Raw genomic sequence first — 16,161 nt, forward strand, 5'->3', positions numbered from 1 at the left:
AACAAAAAATCCAGGAGACATTCCATGCAACGCCGCCACTTTCTACAAGCCACCGCCACCACCTTGGCCACAGGCTTGGCCACCAGCGCCAGTTGGGCCCAAGGCCCGTCCGGCGCCTGGCCCGACAAACCGATTCGCCTGATCGTCCCCTTCCCACCCGGTGGCGGTACCGACACCACCTCGCGCCTGGTAGCGGAAAAGTTCACCACGCTGAACCAGTGGATCGTGATCGTGGATAACCGCCCCGGCGCGGCCGGCAACATTGGGCTGGACGCGGTGGCCAAGGCCGCACCCGATGGCTACACCATCGGCATGGGGCAAGCGTCCAATCTGGCCATCAACCCGGCGCTTTACACCAAGATGCCGTTTGACCCGCTGAAGGACTTCAGCCCCATCGTGCAGATTGCCGAACAACCGGTGGTGCTGGTGGTGCGGCAGGACTCGCCGTTTCGCACGCTGGCCGACTTCATCAAGGCGGCCAAGGCCAAACCCGGCGAATTCAGCGTCGGCCAAGCCGGCAGCGGCACCGTGGGCCACCTGGCGGGCGAGATGTTGGCTCGGCGCGCCGGCATTCAAGCGCTGCAGGTGCCCTACAAAGGCGCGGGGCCGGCGATGAACGACTTGCTCGGCGGGCAGATTCCGCTGTACTTTGGCAACAGCGTGTCGGTGATGTCGCCGCTCAGTGCCGGCAAGATCCGCGCGCTGGCCATCACCTCGGCCAAACGCCTGCCGGCCATGGCCGATGTGCCCACGGTGGCCGAGCAAGGCTACCCCGGCTTTGACGCCACCACCTGGCTCGGGCTGGTCGGCCCGGCGGGCATGCCCACACCCGTGGTCAACCGCATCAACAAGGAAGTGGTGGCCATGCTGGGGCGCAAAGACGTGCAAGACAAACTGGCGTTTGAGGGCAGCGTGTCGGTCACCGGCACACCGCAACAGTTTGCCGCCTTCATTCGCGCCGAGCACGCCAAGTGGGGCGGCCTGATCCGCGAAGCCAATATCAAACTCGATTGATTGCTGCACCCCCATGGACACCACCCTGCTGCCTTATGACGAACTGGTGCAAACCGTCACCAATATTTTTTCTGCCCACCTGCCCGGCGACGATGCACGCCAGGTCGCGCAGTGCCTGGTAGAGGCCGACGCACGCGGCGTGGCCTCGCACGGCATAGGCCGCATTCCGGTCTACACCCAGCGCCTGCGCTTGGGCTTGGTGAATCCCAAACCCCAATTGAAGGTGTTGGACGCTGGCAATGGTTTTGGCGCCACCGCGCATGTCGATGGCGACAACGGCATGGGCTACGTGGTGGCTCACAAGGCGATGGCCGAGGCCATCACACGTGCGCAGCAACACGGCATCAGCCTGGTGCTGGCCTCGCGCAGCAACCATTTCGGCATGTCGGCCAGCTACGTTCAGCAGGCGCTGGACGCGGGCCTGGGCGCGTTTGTGTTCACCAACGCACCGCCGCTGATGCCGGTCTGGGGCGGGCGCACGCCGTTCCTGGGCACCAGCCCATTTGCGTTCGGCGCCCCGGGCGCTACACCGCTGCTGCTCGACATGGCGACCTCGGTGGTGGCCTTCGGCAAGATCCGCCGCGCCGCGCGCCTGGGTGAAGCCATTCCGGCCGATTGGGCACTGGATGCACAAGGCCGCGCCACTACCGACCCACACGCCGCCATCGACGGCGTGGTGTTGCCCATGGGCGGCCCCAAGGGCTCGGGCCTGGGGCTGATGATGGAGTTGCTGGCAGGCGTGATGTCGGGCGCGGCGTTCGGCGGCGAGGTGCGCAACCAGAATGCCGACTTCAGTGCACCACAGAACGTGGGGCACGCGTTCATCGCGTTCAAGCCGGATGCGTTTTTATCGCCCACCGACTACCAGGCACGTGCAGCGCAACTGGTGGAACGCGCCAAGGCCTGCACACCGGCCCAGGGCTTCAGCAGCATCCACATGCCCGGCGAACGCGAGGCCGCCATGGCCACACAGGCGCGCCGCGAGGGCCTTCACGTGTCAGCACAAGACCTGGCGATGTTGCAGCACGAGCAAGCGCTGGGGTTGACTCCCGCTTAAGCCTCGGGCGCGTGGCACACGGCTTCGATGTTGTGCCCATCGGGCCCGATGACAAACGCGCCGTAATAGTTTGCGTGGTAGTGCTCGCGGATACCCGGCGGGCCGTTGTCCTTGGCACCTGCCGCCATGGCCGCCGCATAAAACTGGCGCACCTGTTCGCGGTTTTCCGCGGCAAAGGCCAGGTGCATGGGCTTTTGCACTTCCGGCCCCTGGCCAAACCAGAACTGCGGGCTACGTTCACGGCCATAACCGGCCCAGCCTTGCACCTCCATCATCAAGCTGATGTTGAGCGGCTTGAGGGCAGCGTCAAAAAAGGTTTTGCTTTTGTCGTAGTCGCTGACGGCAATGCCGATGTGGTCCAGGATCATCTCGAAACTCCTTGTTGAAAAGTTGTAGCGAGCGCCATTAGACGCCTATGACATGACCGTTTTTGTCAGTAGGCCAACACCGGCTTGATCAACGCCTTGCATGGCCTGGCCATCACCGCGCGACGGCATAACCTCCGGCCACACCAACAAACACCGCAAAGCCCAGCCAGTGGTTGAGGCGGAAGGCCTTGAAGCATCCTTCGCGTGTGCGCTCGCGGATCAGCGTCCAGTGCCACACGGCTTGTACGGCCGCGGCCAGCAAGCCAGCGTAAAAGACCCAACCCAAGTGCCTGTCGGCCAGCATCCAGGCCCAGATCAGCAGGTAGATGGCGTAGCTCAGCATGATCACCGGAACGTCCAAACGGCCCAGTGTGATGGCCGAGGTTTTCATGCCGATCTTCAGATCGTCGTCGCGGTCAACCATGGCGTATTCGGTGTCGTAGGCCAGCACCCAGAACAGGTTGCCCAGCAGCAGCACCCAGGCCAGTGGCGGCACGCTGGCCCACCAGCTGTGCAGCGAAAAGCCACTCCAGCCCGCAGCGCTGAACACCTGCCATGCGGGGCCACCATGGGTGGCGGCAAACGCCATCGGAATGCCAAAGCTGAACGCCACGCCCAGCACCGCCTGCGGCATCGAAACGTAGCGTTTGGCGTACGGGTACACCAGCGACACCGCGAGTGCCGCAAACGACCACACCACGGTAGCGGCATTGGTGGTGAGCACCAGCGCAAACGCCACCAGGGCCAGCAGCGCGCCAAACCACAGGGCGTCGCGCACCGACATACGCCCGCTGGTGATGGGGCGCTGCGCCGTGCGTTTGACATGGCGGTCGAAGTCGCGGTCGGCCACGTCGTTGACACAGCAGCCAGCGCTGCGCATGAGGATGGTGCCCAGCACAAACACCAGGATCAGGTGCCAGCCGGGGAAGCCGTCGGCCGCCACCCACAGCGCGGACAACGAGGGCCACAGCAGCAGCAGCCAGCCGGCCGGCCGGTCCCAACGGATCAGTTGAAGGTAAAGCTGGAACTTGGAGGGCGCAGAATTCATCATCAAAAAAGCTTGCAGCACTTGTTGAACAAGCGATGTAAGCTATGGATTCAGTAGCATAACAGGAAAAACCCGGGGCGCTTGCCCCGGACGGCATCACGCCATTTTCAACCGTTTTGCTGCGCTCGCGGCTGGGGCCGCCAATCCGGGGGCCGCTGCCGTTACACGCGCCTGCTGCACATGGCCCAGCTTGAACACACTCACCGCCGACGACAAACCCTCGGCCTGGTTGCTCAGCAAGCGTGCCGCCGCCACCGACTCTTCGACCAGAGCGGCGTTTTGCTGCGTGGCGTGGTCCATCTGCGTGATCGACTCGTTGACCTGCGCAATGCCCGTGCCCTGCTCGCTGCTGGCGGCGCTGATCTCGCCCACCATCTCGGTCACGCGTTTCACGCTGCTGACCACTTCGCGCATGGTCACGCCGGCCTGCTCCACCAGCGCCGTGCCCGAACCCACCTTGGCCACCGAGTCGTCGATCAGGCCCTTGATCTCCTTGGCCGCACCGGCCGAGCGTTGCGCCAGGCTGCGCACTTCGCTGGCGACCACCGCAAAGCCCCGACCTTGTTCACCGGCGCGCGCGGCTTCCACGGCGGCGTTTAACGCCAGGATATTGGTCTGGAAAGCAATGCCGTCGATCACGCTGATGATGTCGACAATCTTGCGCGACGAGGCGTTGATCGAACCCATGGTGTCGACCACCTGGTCGACCACGGCGCCGCCGCGCACCGCCACATCGGAGGCCGACTGCGCCAGGCGATTCACCTGCTGCGCGTTCTGCGCGTTTTGCTGCACGGTGGAGGTCAGCTCTTCCATGGCACTGGCGGTGTATTGCAGCGCGCTGGCCTGGGTTTCGGTGCGGTTGGCGAGGTCGTGGTTGCCGGAGGCGATTTCGGCCGAGGCTGTGGTGATGGTGTCGGTGCTTTGGCGCACCTGGGCCACCATGTCGGCCAGGTTGTCACGCATGCTCTGGATGGCAAACAGCAGGCTGCTGCGGTCTTGCGGCTGGGTCTTGACCTGCACGGTGAGGTCGCCAGCGGCAATCTGCGTCACGATGTCGGCCGCGTATTGCGGGTCACCGCCGAGTTGCTTGACCACGGCGCGCAGCATGCTCCAGGCCATGGCGGCGATGACCAGCATCAACACCCCACCAATCACCAGCAGGATGACGGTGTTGCGCCAGAAAGCCTGGTCGATGTCGTCCATGTAGTCGCCAAAACCGATGATCCAGTCCCACGGGCCGAACTTGATGATGGCGTAGAGCTTGTCGACCTCTTCCTTGGCGCCCGGGCGTGTGCCCTTGGCGATGACGGTACCGATGAGCTTGCCTTCGAGTGCGGCGCGGTAGCGCACACCGGCTTCCTTGCCGCCCTTGGCGTCGACGATGCCCACGCGTTTGGGGTTGGGGTGCACCAGGTTCACGTCGTCGCTGAAGCCGCGCACAAAGAAGTATTGGTCTTCCTTGACGAAGCTGCCAATGATGCGTTTGCCTTCTTTCTGTGCGTCTTCACGCGACAGCTTGCCGCTTTGCTCTTGCGCGTACAGCGTCTCCAGCGCCGAGTGCGCCAGGATCACCAGCTTGGACAACTGCGCCGTGCGCTCCTGCTCCATAGACTTGCGCAGCGTGGTCAAGGAGACGGCGGCAAGCACCGCCATGCTCAACAAGGCCACGCTACACAGCAACACGATGCGGGTCTGTAATTTCATGCAAGAGTCTTTCTGGTGCTGGTGAACGGGGAAAAGCGGCGGAAAAGCAGAGGAAAGAAAAAGGGCGAAACGCAGCCAAGTGCTGCGTTTCGCCCAGAGAACAATCTTTGAAGAAGCAACTGCCTGTCTTGTTATCGGCAGCTTCGTCAAAAGCTATAGATTAAATAGCAAAAAAATTTACAAACCCAATTGGCGCAAGTCCAACTTGCCTTCTTGCACCGGCGGGCACCACAGGTAGGCGCCGTTCACGGGTTTGGAAAACTTGAACAGGCTGTCGAGCAAGCCGTCTTCATAACCCGCCATACGGCGCATCTGCGCCTCAAATGAGTTGAGCGTGTGGCCAAAGGCGACGAACAACAGGCCCAGCTTGTTCGACATGGCCCAGGGCATGGAGCGACGCAGCACAAAGGCTTCGGGGTCGAAGCTTTCTTGCGCCGTGCGTTTCACGTGCGAGGTCTCGGGGGCATCTTCGAGTTCTTCGTTGTCGCTGCGGCGGCGGCCCATGGCGTTGTCCTGGTCAACTGTCGCCATGGCTTCAAACGCATTCAAGTCATGCACCCATTGCTGCACGGCAACGAAGCTGGCGCCATCCAGGCCGGCGCCCTGGCCTTGCACAAATGCGGCGGCCTCGGCGGCTTCACCCTCGGGGTTTTCGGTGCCGTCCTCATAACCGGTGAGGTCACGGCCATGTTGCGCCGAGGGTTCGCCATGGCGGAACGCATCGACCACACGGTCGAGGTGCAGCGCCGGGGCCACGGCGTTTTCCAGGCTGTGGGTCAGCAGCACCAGCGCGCCACGGTCGCTGCCACGCAGCCAGCACCACAGTGCGGTGGGGGTGCTGGGCACATCCACGCCGTGTTCGTTCAGGTGCGGCATCTCGCGCAGGCCGGGCACCGAAACACCCAGCGCGGTGGTCAACAGCGGGCCAATGCCCACAACGATCTTGTCACCATCGGCCAGGGCCTGCAAACGGCCCAAGGCTTGGCGCAGCGCTGCCGCATCAGCCTTGGGGTTGACGGAAAAAAAGGCATACCGCGCCACGGTGGGCACAGACGCCATGATGCCTGCTTGTGAATTCTTCAACGTGGACTCCCTGTTCTTTTCGATACTCAAAAAATGCTCAAGATAAGCGCTTCACGCCGGGCAATTCACATGCATAGATGGCGTTGCGCAAGGCGGCAATCGCCTCGTAACGTGTGAAGCTGCGGCGCCAGGCCAAGACCACGCGGCGCATCGGCGGCTCGCCTTCAAACGGCAGGTATTTGACGTAGATGCTGTCGTCCATGCGGCGGCGGGATTTGCTGCTGCTTTGCGCCTGCAGGGCGGATTCGGGCACGCTCAGGCGCGGCACCAGGGTGACCCCCATGCCGGCGGCGACCATGTGCTGTATGGTCTCCAGCGACGAGCCTTCAAAGCTTTTGCGAATGCCTTCGGCGTCGCTGGAGAAGCGTGCAAACTCGGGGCAGACTTCGAGCACGTGGTCGCGGAAGCAGTGGCCGGCGCCCAATAGCAGCAGGGTCTCGGCCTTCAGGGCCTCGGCCGTCACGGTGGGCTTTTGTGCCAGCGCGTGGGCGCTGGGCACGGCGGCCATAAAGGGTTCGTCGTACAGCGGGGCAATCGCCAGGCCGGTGTCGGGAAAAGGCTCGGCCATGATGGCGCAGTCGATCTCGCCGGTGCGCAGCATCTCCAGCAGTTTGACGGTGAAGTTCTCCTGCAGCATCAGCGGCATTTGCGGTGTGCGCTCTATGGTTTGGCGCACCAGCGCCGGCAGCAGGTAGGGGGCGATGGTGTAGATCACGCCCAGGCGCAAAGGGCCGGCCAGCGGGTCTTTGCCACGCTTGGCGATTTCTTTGATGTTGGCGGCCTGCTCCAGCACACTTTGCGCCTGCTGCACGATTTCTTCGCCCAGGGGGGTGACCGTGACCTCGTTGGCGCTGCGCTCGAACAGCTTCACGTCCAACTCTTCTTCGAGCTTCTTGATCGCCACCGACAAGGTGGGCTGCGACACATAACACGCGTCGGCGGCTTTGCCGAAGTGCTTCTCGCGCGCCACGGCGACGATGTATTTGAGTTCGGTCAGGGTCATGGGCGTATTTTGCCGCTCAATCGGGAATTACGGATGTAGACCTTAGGCCAGCAGGTAATCGAGCTTCTCGCCCAGCCAGCGCGTGACGTGTTGCTCGGCCAGGCGCGGGTGCCGGTCCAACATATGCGGGGCCAGTTCACGTGCCCAGGCCAGCAGTTCACCATCGGTTTCCAGATCCGCAAAACGCAGCAGTGGCGCGCCGGATTGGCGCGCGCCCAAAAATTCGCCAGGGCCACGGATCTCCAGGTCGCGGCGGGCGATCTCGAAGCCGTCATTGGTTTCGGCCATGGCCTTGAGGCGCGCGCGTGCGGTCTCGCCCAGGCGCGGCGCGTCGCCGGTGGAATACAGCAGCACACACGCCGAGGCCGCGGCGCCGCGCCCCACACGGCCACGCAACTGGTGCAACTGGCTCAGGCCAAAACGTTCGGCGTGCTCAATCACCATCAGCGAGGCGTTGGGCACGTCCACACCGACTTCGATCACCGTGGTGCTGACCAGCACACCCATCAGACCCTCGGTGAAGGCGGCCATCTGGGCCTTTTTCTCGGCCGCCGGCATGCGCGAATGCAGCAGGCCGACCAACACGCCGGGCAACTCGGCGCACAGGGTGGCGTGGGTTTCAGTGGCGTTGCGCAGGTCCAGGGTTTCGCTTTCTTCGATCAGCGGGCAGACCCAGTAGACCTGACGGCCTTGACCGAGCTGGCTTTTGATGCGCTGCACCAGCTCGTCGCGGCGGCTGTCGTGCACCACCTTGGTGACGATGGGCGTGCGGCCGGGCGGCAACTCGTCAATGCTGGACACGTCCAGGTCGGCGTAATAACTCATGGCCAGGGTGCGCGGAATGGGTGTGGCGGTCATCATCAGCAAATGCGGCTCGAGTTGGCTGGTGGCGGCCATCTTGTCGCGCAGCGCCAGGCGCTGGGCCACACCAAAGCGGTGTTGTTCGTCGATTAACGCCAGCGCCAGGCGCTGGAACACCACACGCTCCTGGATCACCGCGTGTGTGCCCACCACCAATGCAGCCTCGCCGCTGGCGATGCGCGCCAGCATGCCGTCACGCTCTTTCTTTTTTTGTCCGCCCGTGAGCCAGGCGACACTTTTGCCGCTGGGCGCCAGCAGGGGCTCAAGCCAGCCCACGAGTTTGCGAAAGTGCTGATCGGCGAGGATTTCGGTCGGCGCCATCAGCGCACATTGCCAACCGGCGTCTATACAGATGGCCGCGGCCAAGGCGGCCACCACGGTTTTGCCGGCGCCCACATCACCTTGCAGCAGGCGGTTCATGGGCACTTGGCGGGCCAGGTCGGCGGCGATCTCGCGGCCTACTTTCTGCTGTGCGGCCGTGAGCTGGAAAGGCAGCGCCGCCAGCAGTTGGTCGTGCAGCGTTTTGCTGCCGCGTTTGGCCCTGGCCACCAGGGGCGGCGCGCGCAGGCGGTCGCGTTCGCGCTTGGCCTGCAATTGCGACAGCTGCTGCGCCAGCAGCTCTTCGGCCTTGAGGCGCTGCCATGCGGGGTGGCTGCGGTCTTCCAACGCGGCCAGCGCCACATCCGGACTGGGATGGTGCAAAAACGAGAGCGCCTTGCGCAAATCCCATGCGTGCTGCAGCCGGTTTTGGCTTGAAATCTGGGCGGCGTAGTCGGGCGCGTCGTTTGGCAGGGTTTCGCGCAGGTCGGCGCGGTTTAAGCCAGAGGCCACGGCTTTGCGGATATAGCCCTGTGGCAACGCCGCCACGGTGGGGTAAACCGGTGTCAGCGCTTCGGGTAATGGGCTGCCTGCTGCGCGCACTTGCGGGTGCAGCATCTGCCGGCCCAAGAAGCCGCCGCGCACTTCACCGCGCACCCGCACGCGGGCACCAACCGTCAAGGTTTTTTGGTGGGCCGGGTAGAAGGTGAAGAAGCGCAGCGAGCAGCTGTCGGAGCCGTCGTCCACGGTCACCACCAGTTGGCGGCGCGGGCGCAGCACGATTTCACTGCTGGTGACCTCGGCCTCGATCTGTGCGTGCTCACCTTCGCGCACATCGCGCAGGCGCACGATGCGGGTTTCGTCTTCGTAACGCAGGGGCAGGTGCAGCGCCAGGTCGATATCGCGGCGCAGGCCCATCTTCAACAAGGCTTTTTGCGCGGGACTGGTGGCGGCGCTTTTAACTGCGCCTTTGGCAGCAGCCGTTGCAGCGGTAGGTGCGCGACCGGATTTCGCGGCCGGGGAGGTTTCAGGCATTGGGGGATTCTGCCTCGCCGCCGAAACTCATACACTGTTTCCACCAACGTATTTTCAATCCTACATGCCCATGCTCAAACGCATCCGCACCCAGCAACTGGCCGTTGGCATGTACATCAGTGAATTCTGCGGCTCATGGATGGAACACCCGTTCTGGCGCACGCATTTTCTGCTGAAAGACGCAAAAGACCTGCGGCGCATTCTGGACAGCAACGTTCAAGAGGTCTGGATTGACGCCAGCAAGGGGCTGGACATTGCCTCTGACGCGGATGCCATGTCTGAATCCGACTCGGCCGCCGAAGTCGAGCGCGTGATCGAGATTGCCAAAACTGCGGCGCCGACCACGACCCGTGTGTCCATCAGCGAAGAACTGGAACGCGCGACGCTCATCTGCTCCCGGGCGCGAGAGGCGGTGACGGCGATGTTCCAGGAGGCGCGGCTGGGCCATGCGGTCGATACCGCTGTGGCGCAAAAGGTGGTGCAGGAAATCACCGACTCGGTGGCGCGCAATGCCGAGGCATTGATCAGCCTGGCACGCATCAAAACGGCAGACGACTACACCTATATGCATTCGGTGGCGGTGTGCGCACTGATGGTGGCGCTGGGCCGGCGGCTGGGGCTGGATGAAAAAACCATCAGCGCCATCGGCGAAGCTGGTTTGCTGCACGATGTGGGCAAGGCCATGATCCCCTTGAGTGTGCTGAACAAACCCGGCCGGTTGACGGAGAAAGAATTTGATGTGGTGCGTGGCCATCCCGCGGCCGGCTACGAGATCCTGCGCATCAGCCCGGGTGTCAGCGCTGAAGCGCTGGACGTGTGCCTGCACCACCACGAAAAAACCGACGGTTCGGGCTACCCCAAAAGGCTGGATGCCAAGACCATCAGCCTGGCCGCGAAGATGGGCGCGGTGTGTGACGTGTACGACGCCATCACCTCCAACCGCCCCTACAAACGTGGCTGGGATCCCGCAGAGTCCATACACAAGATGGCCGGCTGGGCCGAGGGACATTTCGACATCCAGGTGTTCCAGGCGTTTGTCAAAAGCCTGGGCATCTACCCGGTGGGCTCCTTGGTCAAGCTGAGTTCCGAGCGTATTGGCGTGGTCACCGAGCAAGGGACGGGCTCCTTGCTGATGCCGCGCGTCAAGGTGTTTTTTGACACCAGATTGCACCGGCACATCCAGCCGGAGATGGTCGACCTGTCCGCCGGCGGGAACAACGAGAAGATAGAGAGCCGCGAAGATCCAGAGCAGTGGCATTTCCCGGGCCTGAATGCGCTGTGGTCGGGTCAGCCCCATCTCGCCTGAGCAGCGGATGCAACGCGCCTGAATCAATGCCCAGCGGAACGCGGCCAAGCCTGGACATCGGATGCCATTAAAAACGGCTATAAAATCAAAGGCTTAGATCAGTTTTCTGGGCGAGCCATTTCTCGCCCGCAAAACGGATAGCCATTTCCCCGGCACAATCCACGACCTATTGCAAGAGACAAGCAGGATCTAGACCCTGGCGGGCCTTGACTCCGCGCAGCGTTGAATGGGTGCCACAGCGTGCGCTCACCCGTTCTGACACGTTCTGCGCTCTTTTTTTGATTACTTGGTACGGGCCCGTCCGGCCCTCAAGCACATGACCTACACCCTTAGCGATTTCGATTTTCACCTGCCGCCGGAGTTGGTGGCGCAACACCCTGCAGCCGAGCGCAGCGCTTCGCGTCTGCTGGACGGCCGCGATCAGGCCCCCGTAGACCGCATCTTCCGCACGCTACCCTCGTTGCTGCGCGCCGGGGACTTGCTGGTGTTCAACGACACCAAGGTCATCAAGGCACGCCTCTTTGGTGAAAAGCCCAGCGGTGGCAAGGTGGAGCTGTTGGTCGAGCGTGTGTTGTCCGGCAACCAGGTGGTCGCCCACATGCGTGTGAGCAAAAAGCCGGAGCCTGGCACAACCTTGTGGATGGCTGGTGAGGGCGGCTTCAGCGCCACCTTGCTGGGCCGTTGGCCCGATGCAAACGGCACCTTGTTCCGCTTTGTGTTGTCCAACGACGCTGGCGACAACCCCTACACGCTGCTGGAGCGTTATGGCCATGTGCCGCTGCCGCCCTACATCACCCACAGCGATTCGGCCGAAGACGCCGAGCGTTACCAAACCGTATTTGCCCGCGCACCCGGCGCCGTGGCGGCCCCTACGGCGGCGCTTCACTTTGACGAAGCCTTGTTGGCGGATTTGCAAGCCCGTGGCATCAGCCGCGCAAGCGTCACGCTGCACGTGGGTGCCGGCACCTTCCAACCCGTCAAGACCGAAAACCTGGCCGAACACCAAATGCACAGCGAGTGGTATGAAGTGCCACTGGCTACCCAGCAGGCCATGGCAGAAACACGCGCACGCGGCGGGCGCATCGTCGCCGTTGGCACCACCACGGTGCGCACGCTGGAATCGTGGGCCCAGTCGGGCCAGGCCAGTGGCGACACCAGCATCTTCATCCAGCCGGGCTTTCGCTTCCAATGGGTTGACGTGCTCATCACCAATTTCCACCTGCCCAAGAGCACCCTGATGATGCTGGTGAGCGCCTTTGCCGGCTACGACCACATCAAGGCCTTGTACAGCCACGCGATTGCGCAGCAGTACCGTTTCTTCAGCTATGGCGATGCCATGCTGCTGGAACGCACCACGCCGCCGCCCGCTGCGGGATAATTGGCAGCGCTGGGCAGCGGGGCGACACTCCCCCGCCTGCCCCGAGCCCAAACGCCGCTCCACGCCCCAGGCGCTACCAGCGCCACACCGGCAACACTCTGCGCCAGCCCATGCCGCGCACCACCTTGCTCCCGGCCACGATCCGGAAACCAGATGCTGAAATTTGAACTGCTGACCACCGACGCGCCCCAAGGCAACACCCCCGGCAGCCACGCCCGCCGCGGCAGGCTGACCCTTAACCACGGCGTGGTCGAAACCCCGATCTTCATGCCCGTGGGCACCTATGGCACCGTCAAAGGTGTGATGCCGCGCAGCCTGGAGGAAATGGGCGCGCAAATCATTCTGGGCAACACCTTCCATCTGTGGATGCGTCCCGGCCAGGACATCATGAAGAGCTTTGGCGGCCTGCACGCGTTTGAGAAATGGAACAAACCCATCTTGACCGACAGCGGCGGCTTCCAGGTGTGGAGCCTGGGCGAGATGCGCAAGATCACCGAAGAAGGGGTGACCTTTGCCAGCCCGGTGAACGGCGACAAACTGTTCATGTCACCCGAGGTCAGCATGCAGATCCAGACCGGGCTCAACTCCGACATCGTGATGCAGCTCGACGAATGCACGCCTTATGAAACCAAGGGCCACATCACCACCGAGGCCGAAGCGCGCAAATCCATGGAGATGAGCATACGCTGGGCCAAACGCAGCCAGGATGAATTCCACAGGCTGGAGAACCCCAACGCGCTGTTTGGCATCGTGCAAGGCGGCATGTTTGAGAACCTGCGCCAAGAGTCGCTCGAACGTTTGCTGGAATTTGACTTCCCTGGCTACGCCGTCGGCGGCGTCAGCGTAGGTGAACCCAAAGAACAGATGTTGCAAATCATGGCGCATACGCCGCACCGTCTGCCGACGCACAAACCACGCTACCTCATGGGCGTGGGCACGCCGGAGGATTTGGTGCAGGGTGTGGCCGATGGTGTGGACATGTTCGACTGTGTGATGCCCACGCGCAACGCGCGCAACGGCACCTTGTTCACGCGTTATGGCGACCTGAAAATTCGCAACGCCCGCCACAAGACCGATCCGCAGCCCCTAGACCCGAGCTGCACCTGCCACGCCTGTGCCGGCACCTCGGCCGTGCCGTGGAACCTGGGCGGGCGCGACGGTTTCAGCCGTGCCTACCTGCACCATCTGGACCGCTGCGGCGAAATGCTTGGCCCCATGCTCACCACCATCCACAACCTGCACTACTACCTGAATCTGATGCGTGAAGTGCGCGCCGCCCTGGACGCGGGCGGATTTTCTGCTTTCCGCCAGCAGTTCGCGGCGGACAGGGCACGCGGGGTGTAGTTGTTGCACACCACAAGGTTTTGTTGATGGCCCGTGCAGCCGCTGCAGTGCTGCATAGATTGGCTACTCCGCTCCGATCAACCGTGGTCTCCAAGAGCCCGTCGCATGCGCATGACGCTTCTCCGCCAAACCGCAACTTTTGAGCCAGACACGACAGCGCATGCCACCACCTGGCGCACGCTGCTAAGCCTCTGGGCCATGATTTTTGCGGCCAGCCTATTGGGCATCGTGACCCGCCCCGAAGGTTTCTTCTCGGCGTTCTGGCCCGCCAATCCGCTGCTGCTCGGGCTGATGCTGCGCCATCCCCCCTACAGCCGCCCAGCAGGCTGGTTGGCGGCCGGCCTGGCTTATGTGGCAGCCGATCTGGCCACCGGCAGTTCACCGCTGAGCGCTTTGTGGCTCAACGGCGCCAACCTGCTGGGGGTCGCGGCCGGCTGGCTGGTGTTGCGGCGGTTGGACAAACGCGGACTGCAGTTCCGCCGCCATCGCTCGGCCTTGTATGTGTTTCTGGCGAGTGCCGCGGCCGCGTTGGTTGGCGCACTGGTGGGCGGTCCGGCGGGCCCGGTGTTGTTCCATGCGCAATATGCGACGACCACGCTGCTCTGGTTTGCCGGCGAAATGATGAACTTCATGCTGCTGCTGCCGGTGATTCTGACGGCGCCCATGCCGTGGCAAAACTTGCGCAAACAGCGTAGCGAAAATCCACGCCCGTGGTGGTTTTTGTTGCCCATGCTCAGCGTGTTTCTGGCCGAGCTGGCCAGCTTCATCGTCGGTGGTCCCGGCGCCATGACCTTCCCGGTGCCGGCCCTGCTGTGGTGCGCACTGACCTATCGCCCATTTCCCACTACGCTGCTGACCTTGGCCGTGTGTTTGCTGCACACCATGGGCATTGCCACCGGCGTCTATTTCTTTGTGCCAGACAAGGTGCATGACGTTTTCTCCTTGCGCATTGGCATCACGCTTTTGGCGCTTGGACCACTGGCGGTGGTCTGTTCACGCGCGGCCGGCGCGGAAGTTCTCAAACGCCTGCACCACGCGGTCAACTACGACTCCTTGACCGATGTGCTGGCCCGCGCGGCGCTCATGCAGCAAGGCGAGAATTTGCTGCAACGACTGGCTGATCAAGGCCAATCGGCGGCGGTTCTGATGCTCGACATCGACCATTTCAAGTCGGTCAACGACCAATACGGCCACGCGGCTGGAGACTTGTTGTTGACGGAGTTTGCGCGCACCATTGCGGCCGCACTGCGCCCTCAAGACCTTTTCGGGCGCGTGGGTGGCGAAGAGTTTGCCATCGTGCTGCCGCATATCGCAGGGGAAGAGGCACAGCTTGTGGCGCAGCGCTTGTGCGAAGCGGTGCGCCAACAGTCGTTCAGCACCGAGCGCGAGACACACTTGCGCATCACCGTCAGCATAGGCCTGCGGCACACCGTGCATCTGCAAGACGGCGACAAACTCGACGACTTGCTGCGCCACGCCGACAACGCCCTCTACCGCGCAAAAGTCGGTGGGCGCGACCGCGTCGTGATCGTTTAAGCCGGGATGGACGGCGCCATGGCGGCCGCTTTTGACGAGGCGCTTTCGCTATCAGTCTGCGCTGCAGTGCCACAGCCATGGCAAAACTTGGAGAACGCGCTTTTGCGCATTTGGCAAGCCTTGCAGTGGTCAAACAAGCCTATGCCGCAGTGTGGGCAGAAATCGATTTCTGTGTTCTTCAAATCCACGGCACGTTCACAACCCGGGCAGACATTCTTGGCCAAACGCGTCAAGGCCACGTCGTAAGGCAATTCGTCTCGCCGCACCGCGCTGGGCAAGGCCTCGACTTGTTTTTGCCGCTCCAGATAACGGTTCAGCCCCAGGATGGCGTAGCGCCCGACCAGCACGGTCAACACAATGCCGACGACGTAACGCACATAGCCACCGTAGCTCGGCAGGTAGGGCACCAGTTCGACAAAAAAGGCGAACAGCGCAAAGTAGATGAAACCCCAGACAAACGGCCAGTAGGTGCTCTTGCGCTTTTTGACAAACAACCAACCCGCGACCAACAGCAACGGCAATGTCAGTGCAAGCCTGTAGCCAAATACGCGCAGCTCCTGGCGTCGTTGTTCGGCTGTCCAGCCGATTTGCGCCGTTTCCTCCAGCGCGTTCAACCGCTGATGCGCAGCTTGCACCGATTGGCGCGCATCCAGCGCCTGCTGCTCCAGTTGCTCGATCTGCGTTTGAGCACTGCGTTCAGCCGCCTTGAGCGCGTCCAGTGCCTTGGTGCGTGCCACCAGTTCAGCATCTTGGTCGGCACGTCCGGTGGCGTGGCGCGTGGCCAGCCAATTGTCGAAAGTTTCGCGTGCCGCGGATGCGTTGGCCTGCGCGGTCTGCAGTTTCAGTCTGGCCTGCTCCAGTGCGGTATCGGCCGCTTGTTCAGCTTGCTCGCCGGCCTTCACGGCAGCGCGGGCTTGGGCTGCAGCAGGTTTGTCTATGAAGTCTTCCAGGCTGTAGCGCTGCTCCACCTGGGGCAGGTCGCCCACCACGGCGCCGCCCAGGCCAATCAAAAAGCTGGCGAACACAAAGGCCACCAGCCACAGGCCGCGGCGAAACCACTTTTCCGACAAACGCAATGCTTTGCTCATACAGGCTCCAAATCAGAG

13 protein-coding genes are annotated in these 16,161 nt (G+C 62.9%); 6 read left to right on the plus strand and 7 right to left on the minus strand.

Annotated features, from left to right (window positions below; translation table 11 throughout):
• Positions 1-24 precede the first annotated feature (24 nt).
• Together ACFQ95_RS12220 and ACFQ95_RS12225 are read left to right on the plus strand one after the other, a co-directional pair.
• On the plus strand, positions 25-1,014 hold the full coding sequence (locus tag ACFQ95_RS12220) for a Bug family tripartite tricarboxylate transporter substrate binding protein (RefSeq protein WP_422831277.1): 990 nt from the start codon (positions 25-27) through the stop codon (positions 1,012-1,014).
• A 13-nt stretch (positions 1,015-1,027) separates the two neighbouring features.
• Positions 1,028-2,071: an Ldh family oxidoreductase gene (locus ACFQ95_RS12225; RefSeq protein WP_422831278.1), complete on the plus strand. Its 1,044-nt coding sequence runs from the start codon at positions 1,028-1,030 to the stop codon at positions 2,069-2,071.
• On the opposite strand, the gene ACFQ95_RS12230 is transcribed toward ACFQ95_RS12225, so the two are convergent.
• The 6 genes from ACFQ95_RS12230 to recG form a co-directional block, all read right to left on the minus strand.
• Entirely contained in the window at positions 2,068-2,436 is a 369-nt protein-coding gene (locus ACFQ95_RS12230) for a VOC family protein (RefSeq protein WP_422831464.1), read from the minus strand. The two genes, ACFQ95_RS12225 and ACFQ95_RS12230, sit on opposite strands and share 4 nt — an antisense overlap.
• 115 nt (positions 2,437-2,551) lie before the next feature.
• Positions 2,552-3,487, minus strand: coding sequence for a 4-hydroxybenzoate octaprenyltransferase (gene ubiA, locus ACFQ95_RS12235; protein WP_422831280.1), 936 nt, complete (start codon positions 3,485-3,487; stop codon positions 2,552-2,554).
• A 96-nt stretch (positions 3,488-3,583) separates the two neighbouring features.
• On the minus strand, positions 3,584-5,191 hold the full coding sequence (locus ACFQ95_RS12240; RefSeq protein ID WP_422831282.1) for a methyl-accepting chemotaxis protein: 1,608 nt from the start codon (positions 5,189-5,191) through the stop codon (positions 3,584-3,586).
• 177 nt (positions 5,192-5,368) lie between these two features.
• Complete coding sequence (locus tag ACFQ95_RS12245) at positions 5,369-6,274, minus strand: Dyp-type peroxidase (RefSeq protein ID WP_422831284.1); 906 nt, start codon at positions 6,272-6,274, stop codon at positions 5,369-5,371.
• Positions 6,275-6,311: 37 nt separating this feature from the next.
• The gene (locus ACFQ95_RS12250) at positions 6,312-7,277 is read right to left on the minus strand and encodes a hydrogen peroxide-inducible genes activator (RefSeq protein WP_422831286.1); all 966 of its coding nucleotides are present in this window, start codon (positions 7,275-7,277) and stop codon (positions 6,312-6,314) included.
• Positions 7,278-7,319: 42 nt separating this feature from the next.
• Entirely contained in the window at positions 7,320-9,491 is a 2,172-nt protein-coding gene (gene recG / locus ACFQ95_RS12255) for an ATP-dependent DNA helicase RecG (RefSeq protein WP_422831287.1), read from the minus strand.
• Positions 9,492-9,561: 70 nt separating this feature from the next.
• On the opposite strand from recG, the gene ACFQ95_RS12260 reads away from it, so the two are divergent.
• The 4 genes from ACFQ95_RS12260 to ACFQ95_RS12275 all read left to right on the plus strand — a co-directional run bounded on the left by ACFQ95_RS12260 (position 9,562) and on the right by ACFQ95_RS12275 (position 15,055).
• Positions 9,562-10,797 (plus strand): HD-GYP domain-containing protein, encoded by a 1,236-nt coding sequence (locus ACFQ95_RS12260; RefSeq protein ID WP_422831289.1) that lies wholly within the window; start codon positions 9,562-9,564, stop codon positions 10,795-10,797.
• A gap of 316 nt (positions 10,798-11,113) precedes the next feature.
• Complete coding sequence (queA, locus tag ACFQ95_RS12265) at positions 11,114-12,175, plus strand: tRNA preQ1(34) S-adenosylmethionine ribosyltransferase-isomerase QueA (RefSeq protein ID WP_422831291.1); 1,062 nt, start codon at positions 11,114-11,116, stop codon at positions 12,173-12,175.
• Between the two features lie 153 nt (positions 12,176-12,328).
• A complete protein-coding gene (tgt, locus tag ACFQ95_RS12270; RefSeq protein ID WP_422831293.1) occupies positions 12,329-13,519 on the plus strand; it encodes a tRNA guanosine(34) transglycosylase Tgt in 1,191 nt (396 codons plus the stop codon).
• A 111-nt stretch (positions 13,520-13,630) separates the two neighbouring features.
• A complete protein-coding gene (locus ACFQ95_RS12275; protein WP_422831295.1) occupies positions 13,631-15,055 on the plus strand; it encodes a diguanylate cyclase in 1,425 nt (474 codons plus the stop codon).
• Here the strand turns inward: ACFQ95_RS12275 and ACFQ95_RS12280 are convergent.
• Positions 15,052-16,143, minus strand: coding sequence for a serine endopeptidase (locus ACFQ95_RS12280; protein ID WP_422831296.1), 1,092 nt, complete (start codon positions 16,141-16,143; stop codon positions 15,052-15,054). The two genes, ACFQ95_RS12275 and ACFQ95_RS12280, sit on opposite strands and share 4 nt — an antisense overlap.
• Between the last annotated feature and the right edge of the window lie 18 nt (positions 16,144-16,161).

Source organism: Variovorax sp. HJSM1_2 (assembly GCF_049316285.1).
Lineage (GTDB): Bacteria > Pseudomonadota > Gammaproteobacteria > Burkholderiales > Burkholderiaceae_C > Rhodoferax_B.

Coding starts and splice junctions, on each gene's coding strand:
- ACFQ95_RS12220 (WP_422831277.1), top strand. CDS start 25: ATGCAACGCCGCCACTTTCTACAAGCCACCGCCACCACCTTGGCCACA.
- ACFQ95_RS12225 (WP_422831278.1), top strand. CDS start 1,028: ATGGACACCACCCTGCTGCCTTATGACGAACTGGTGCAAACCGTCACC.
- ubiA (WP_422831280.1), bottom strand. CDS start 3,487: ATGAATTCTGCGCCCTCCAAGTTCCAGCTTTACCTTCAACTGATCCGT.
- ACFQ95_RS12240 (WP_422831282.1), bottom strand. CDS start 5,191: ATGAAATTACAGACCCGCATCGTGTTGCTGTGTAGCGTGGCCTTGTTG.
- ACFQ95_RS12250 (WP_422831286.1), bottom strand. CDS start 7,277: ATGACCCTGACCGAACTCAAATACATCGTCGCCGTGGCGCGCGAGAAG.
- recG (WP_422831287.1), bottom strand. CDS start 9,491: ATGCCTGAAACCTCCCCGGCCGCGAAATCCGGTCGCGCACCTACCGCT.
- ACFQ95_RS12260 (WP_422831289.1), top strand. CDS start 9,562: ATGCTCAAACGCATCCGCACCCAGCAACTGGCCGTTGGCATGTACATC.
- queA (WP_422831291.1), top strand. CDS start 11,114: ATGACCTACACCCTTAGCGATTTCGATTTTCACCTGCCGCCGGAGTTG.
- tgt (WP_422831293.1), top strand. CDS start 12,329: ATGCTGAAATTTGAACTGCTGACCACCGACGCGCCCCAAGGCAACACC.
- ACFQ95_RS12275 (WP_422831295.1), top strand. CDS start 13,631: ATGACGCTTCTCCGCCAAACCGCAACTTTTGAGCCAGACACGACAGCG.
- ACFQ95_RS12280 (WP_422831296.1), bottom strand. CDS start 16,143: ATGAGCAAAGCATTGCGTTTGTCGGAAAAGTGGTTTCGCCGCGGCCTG.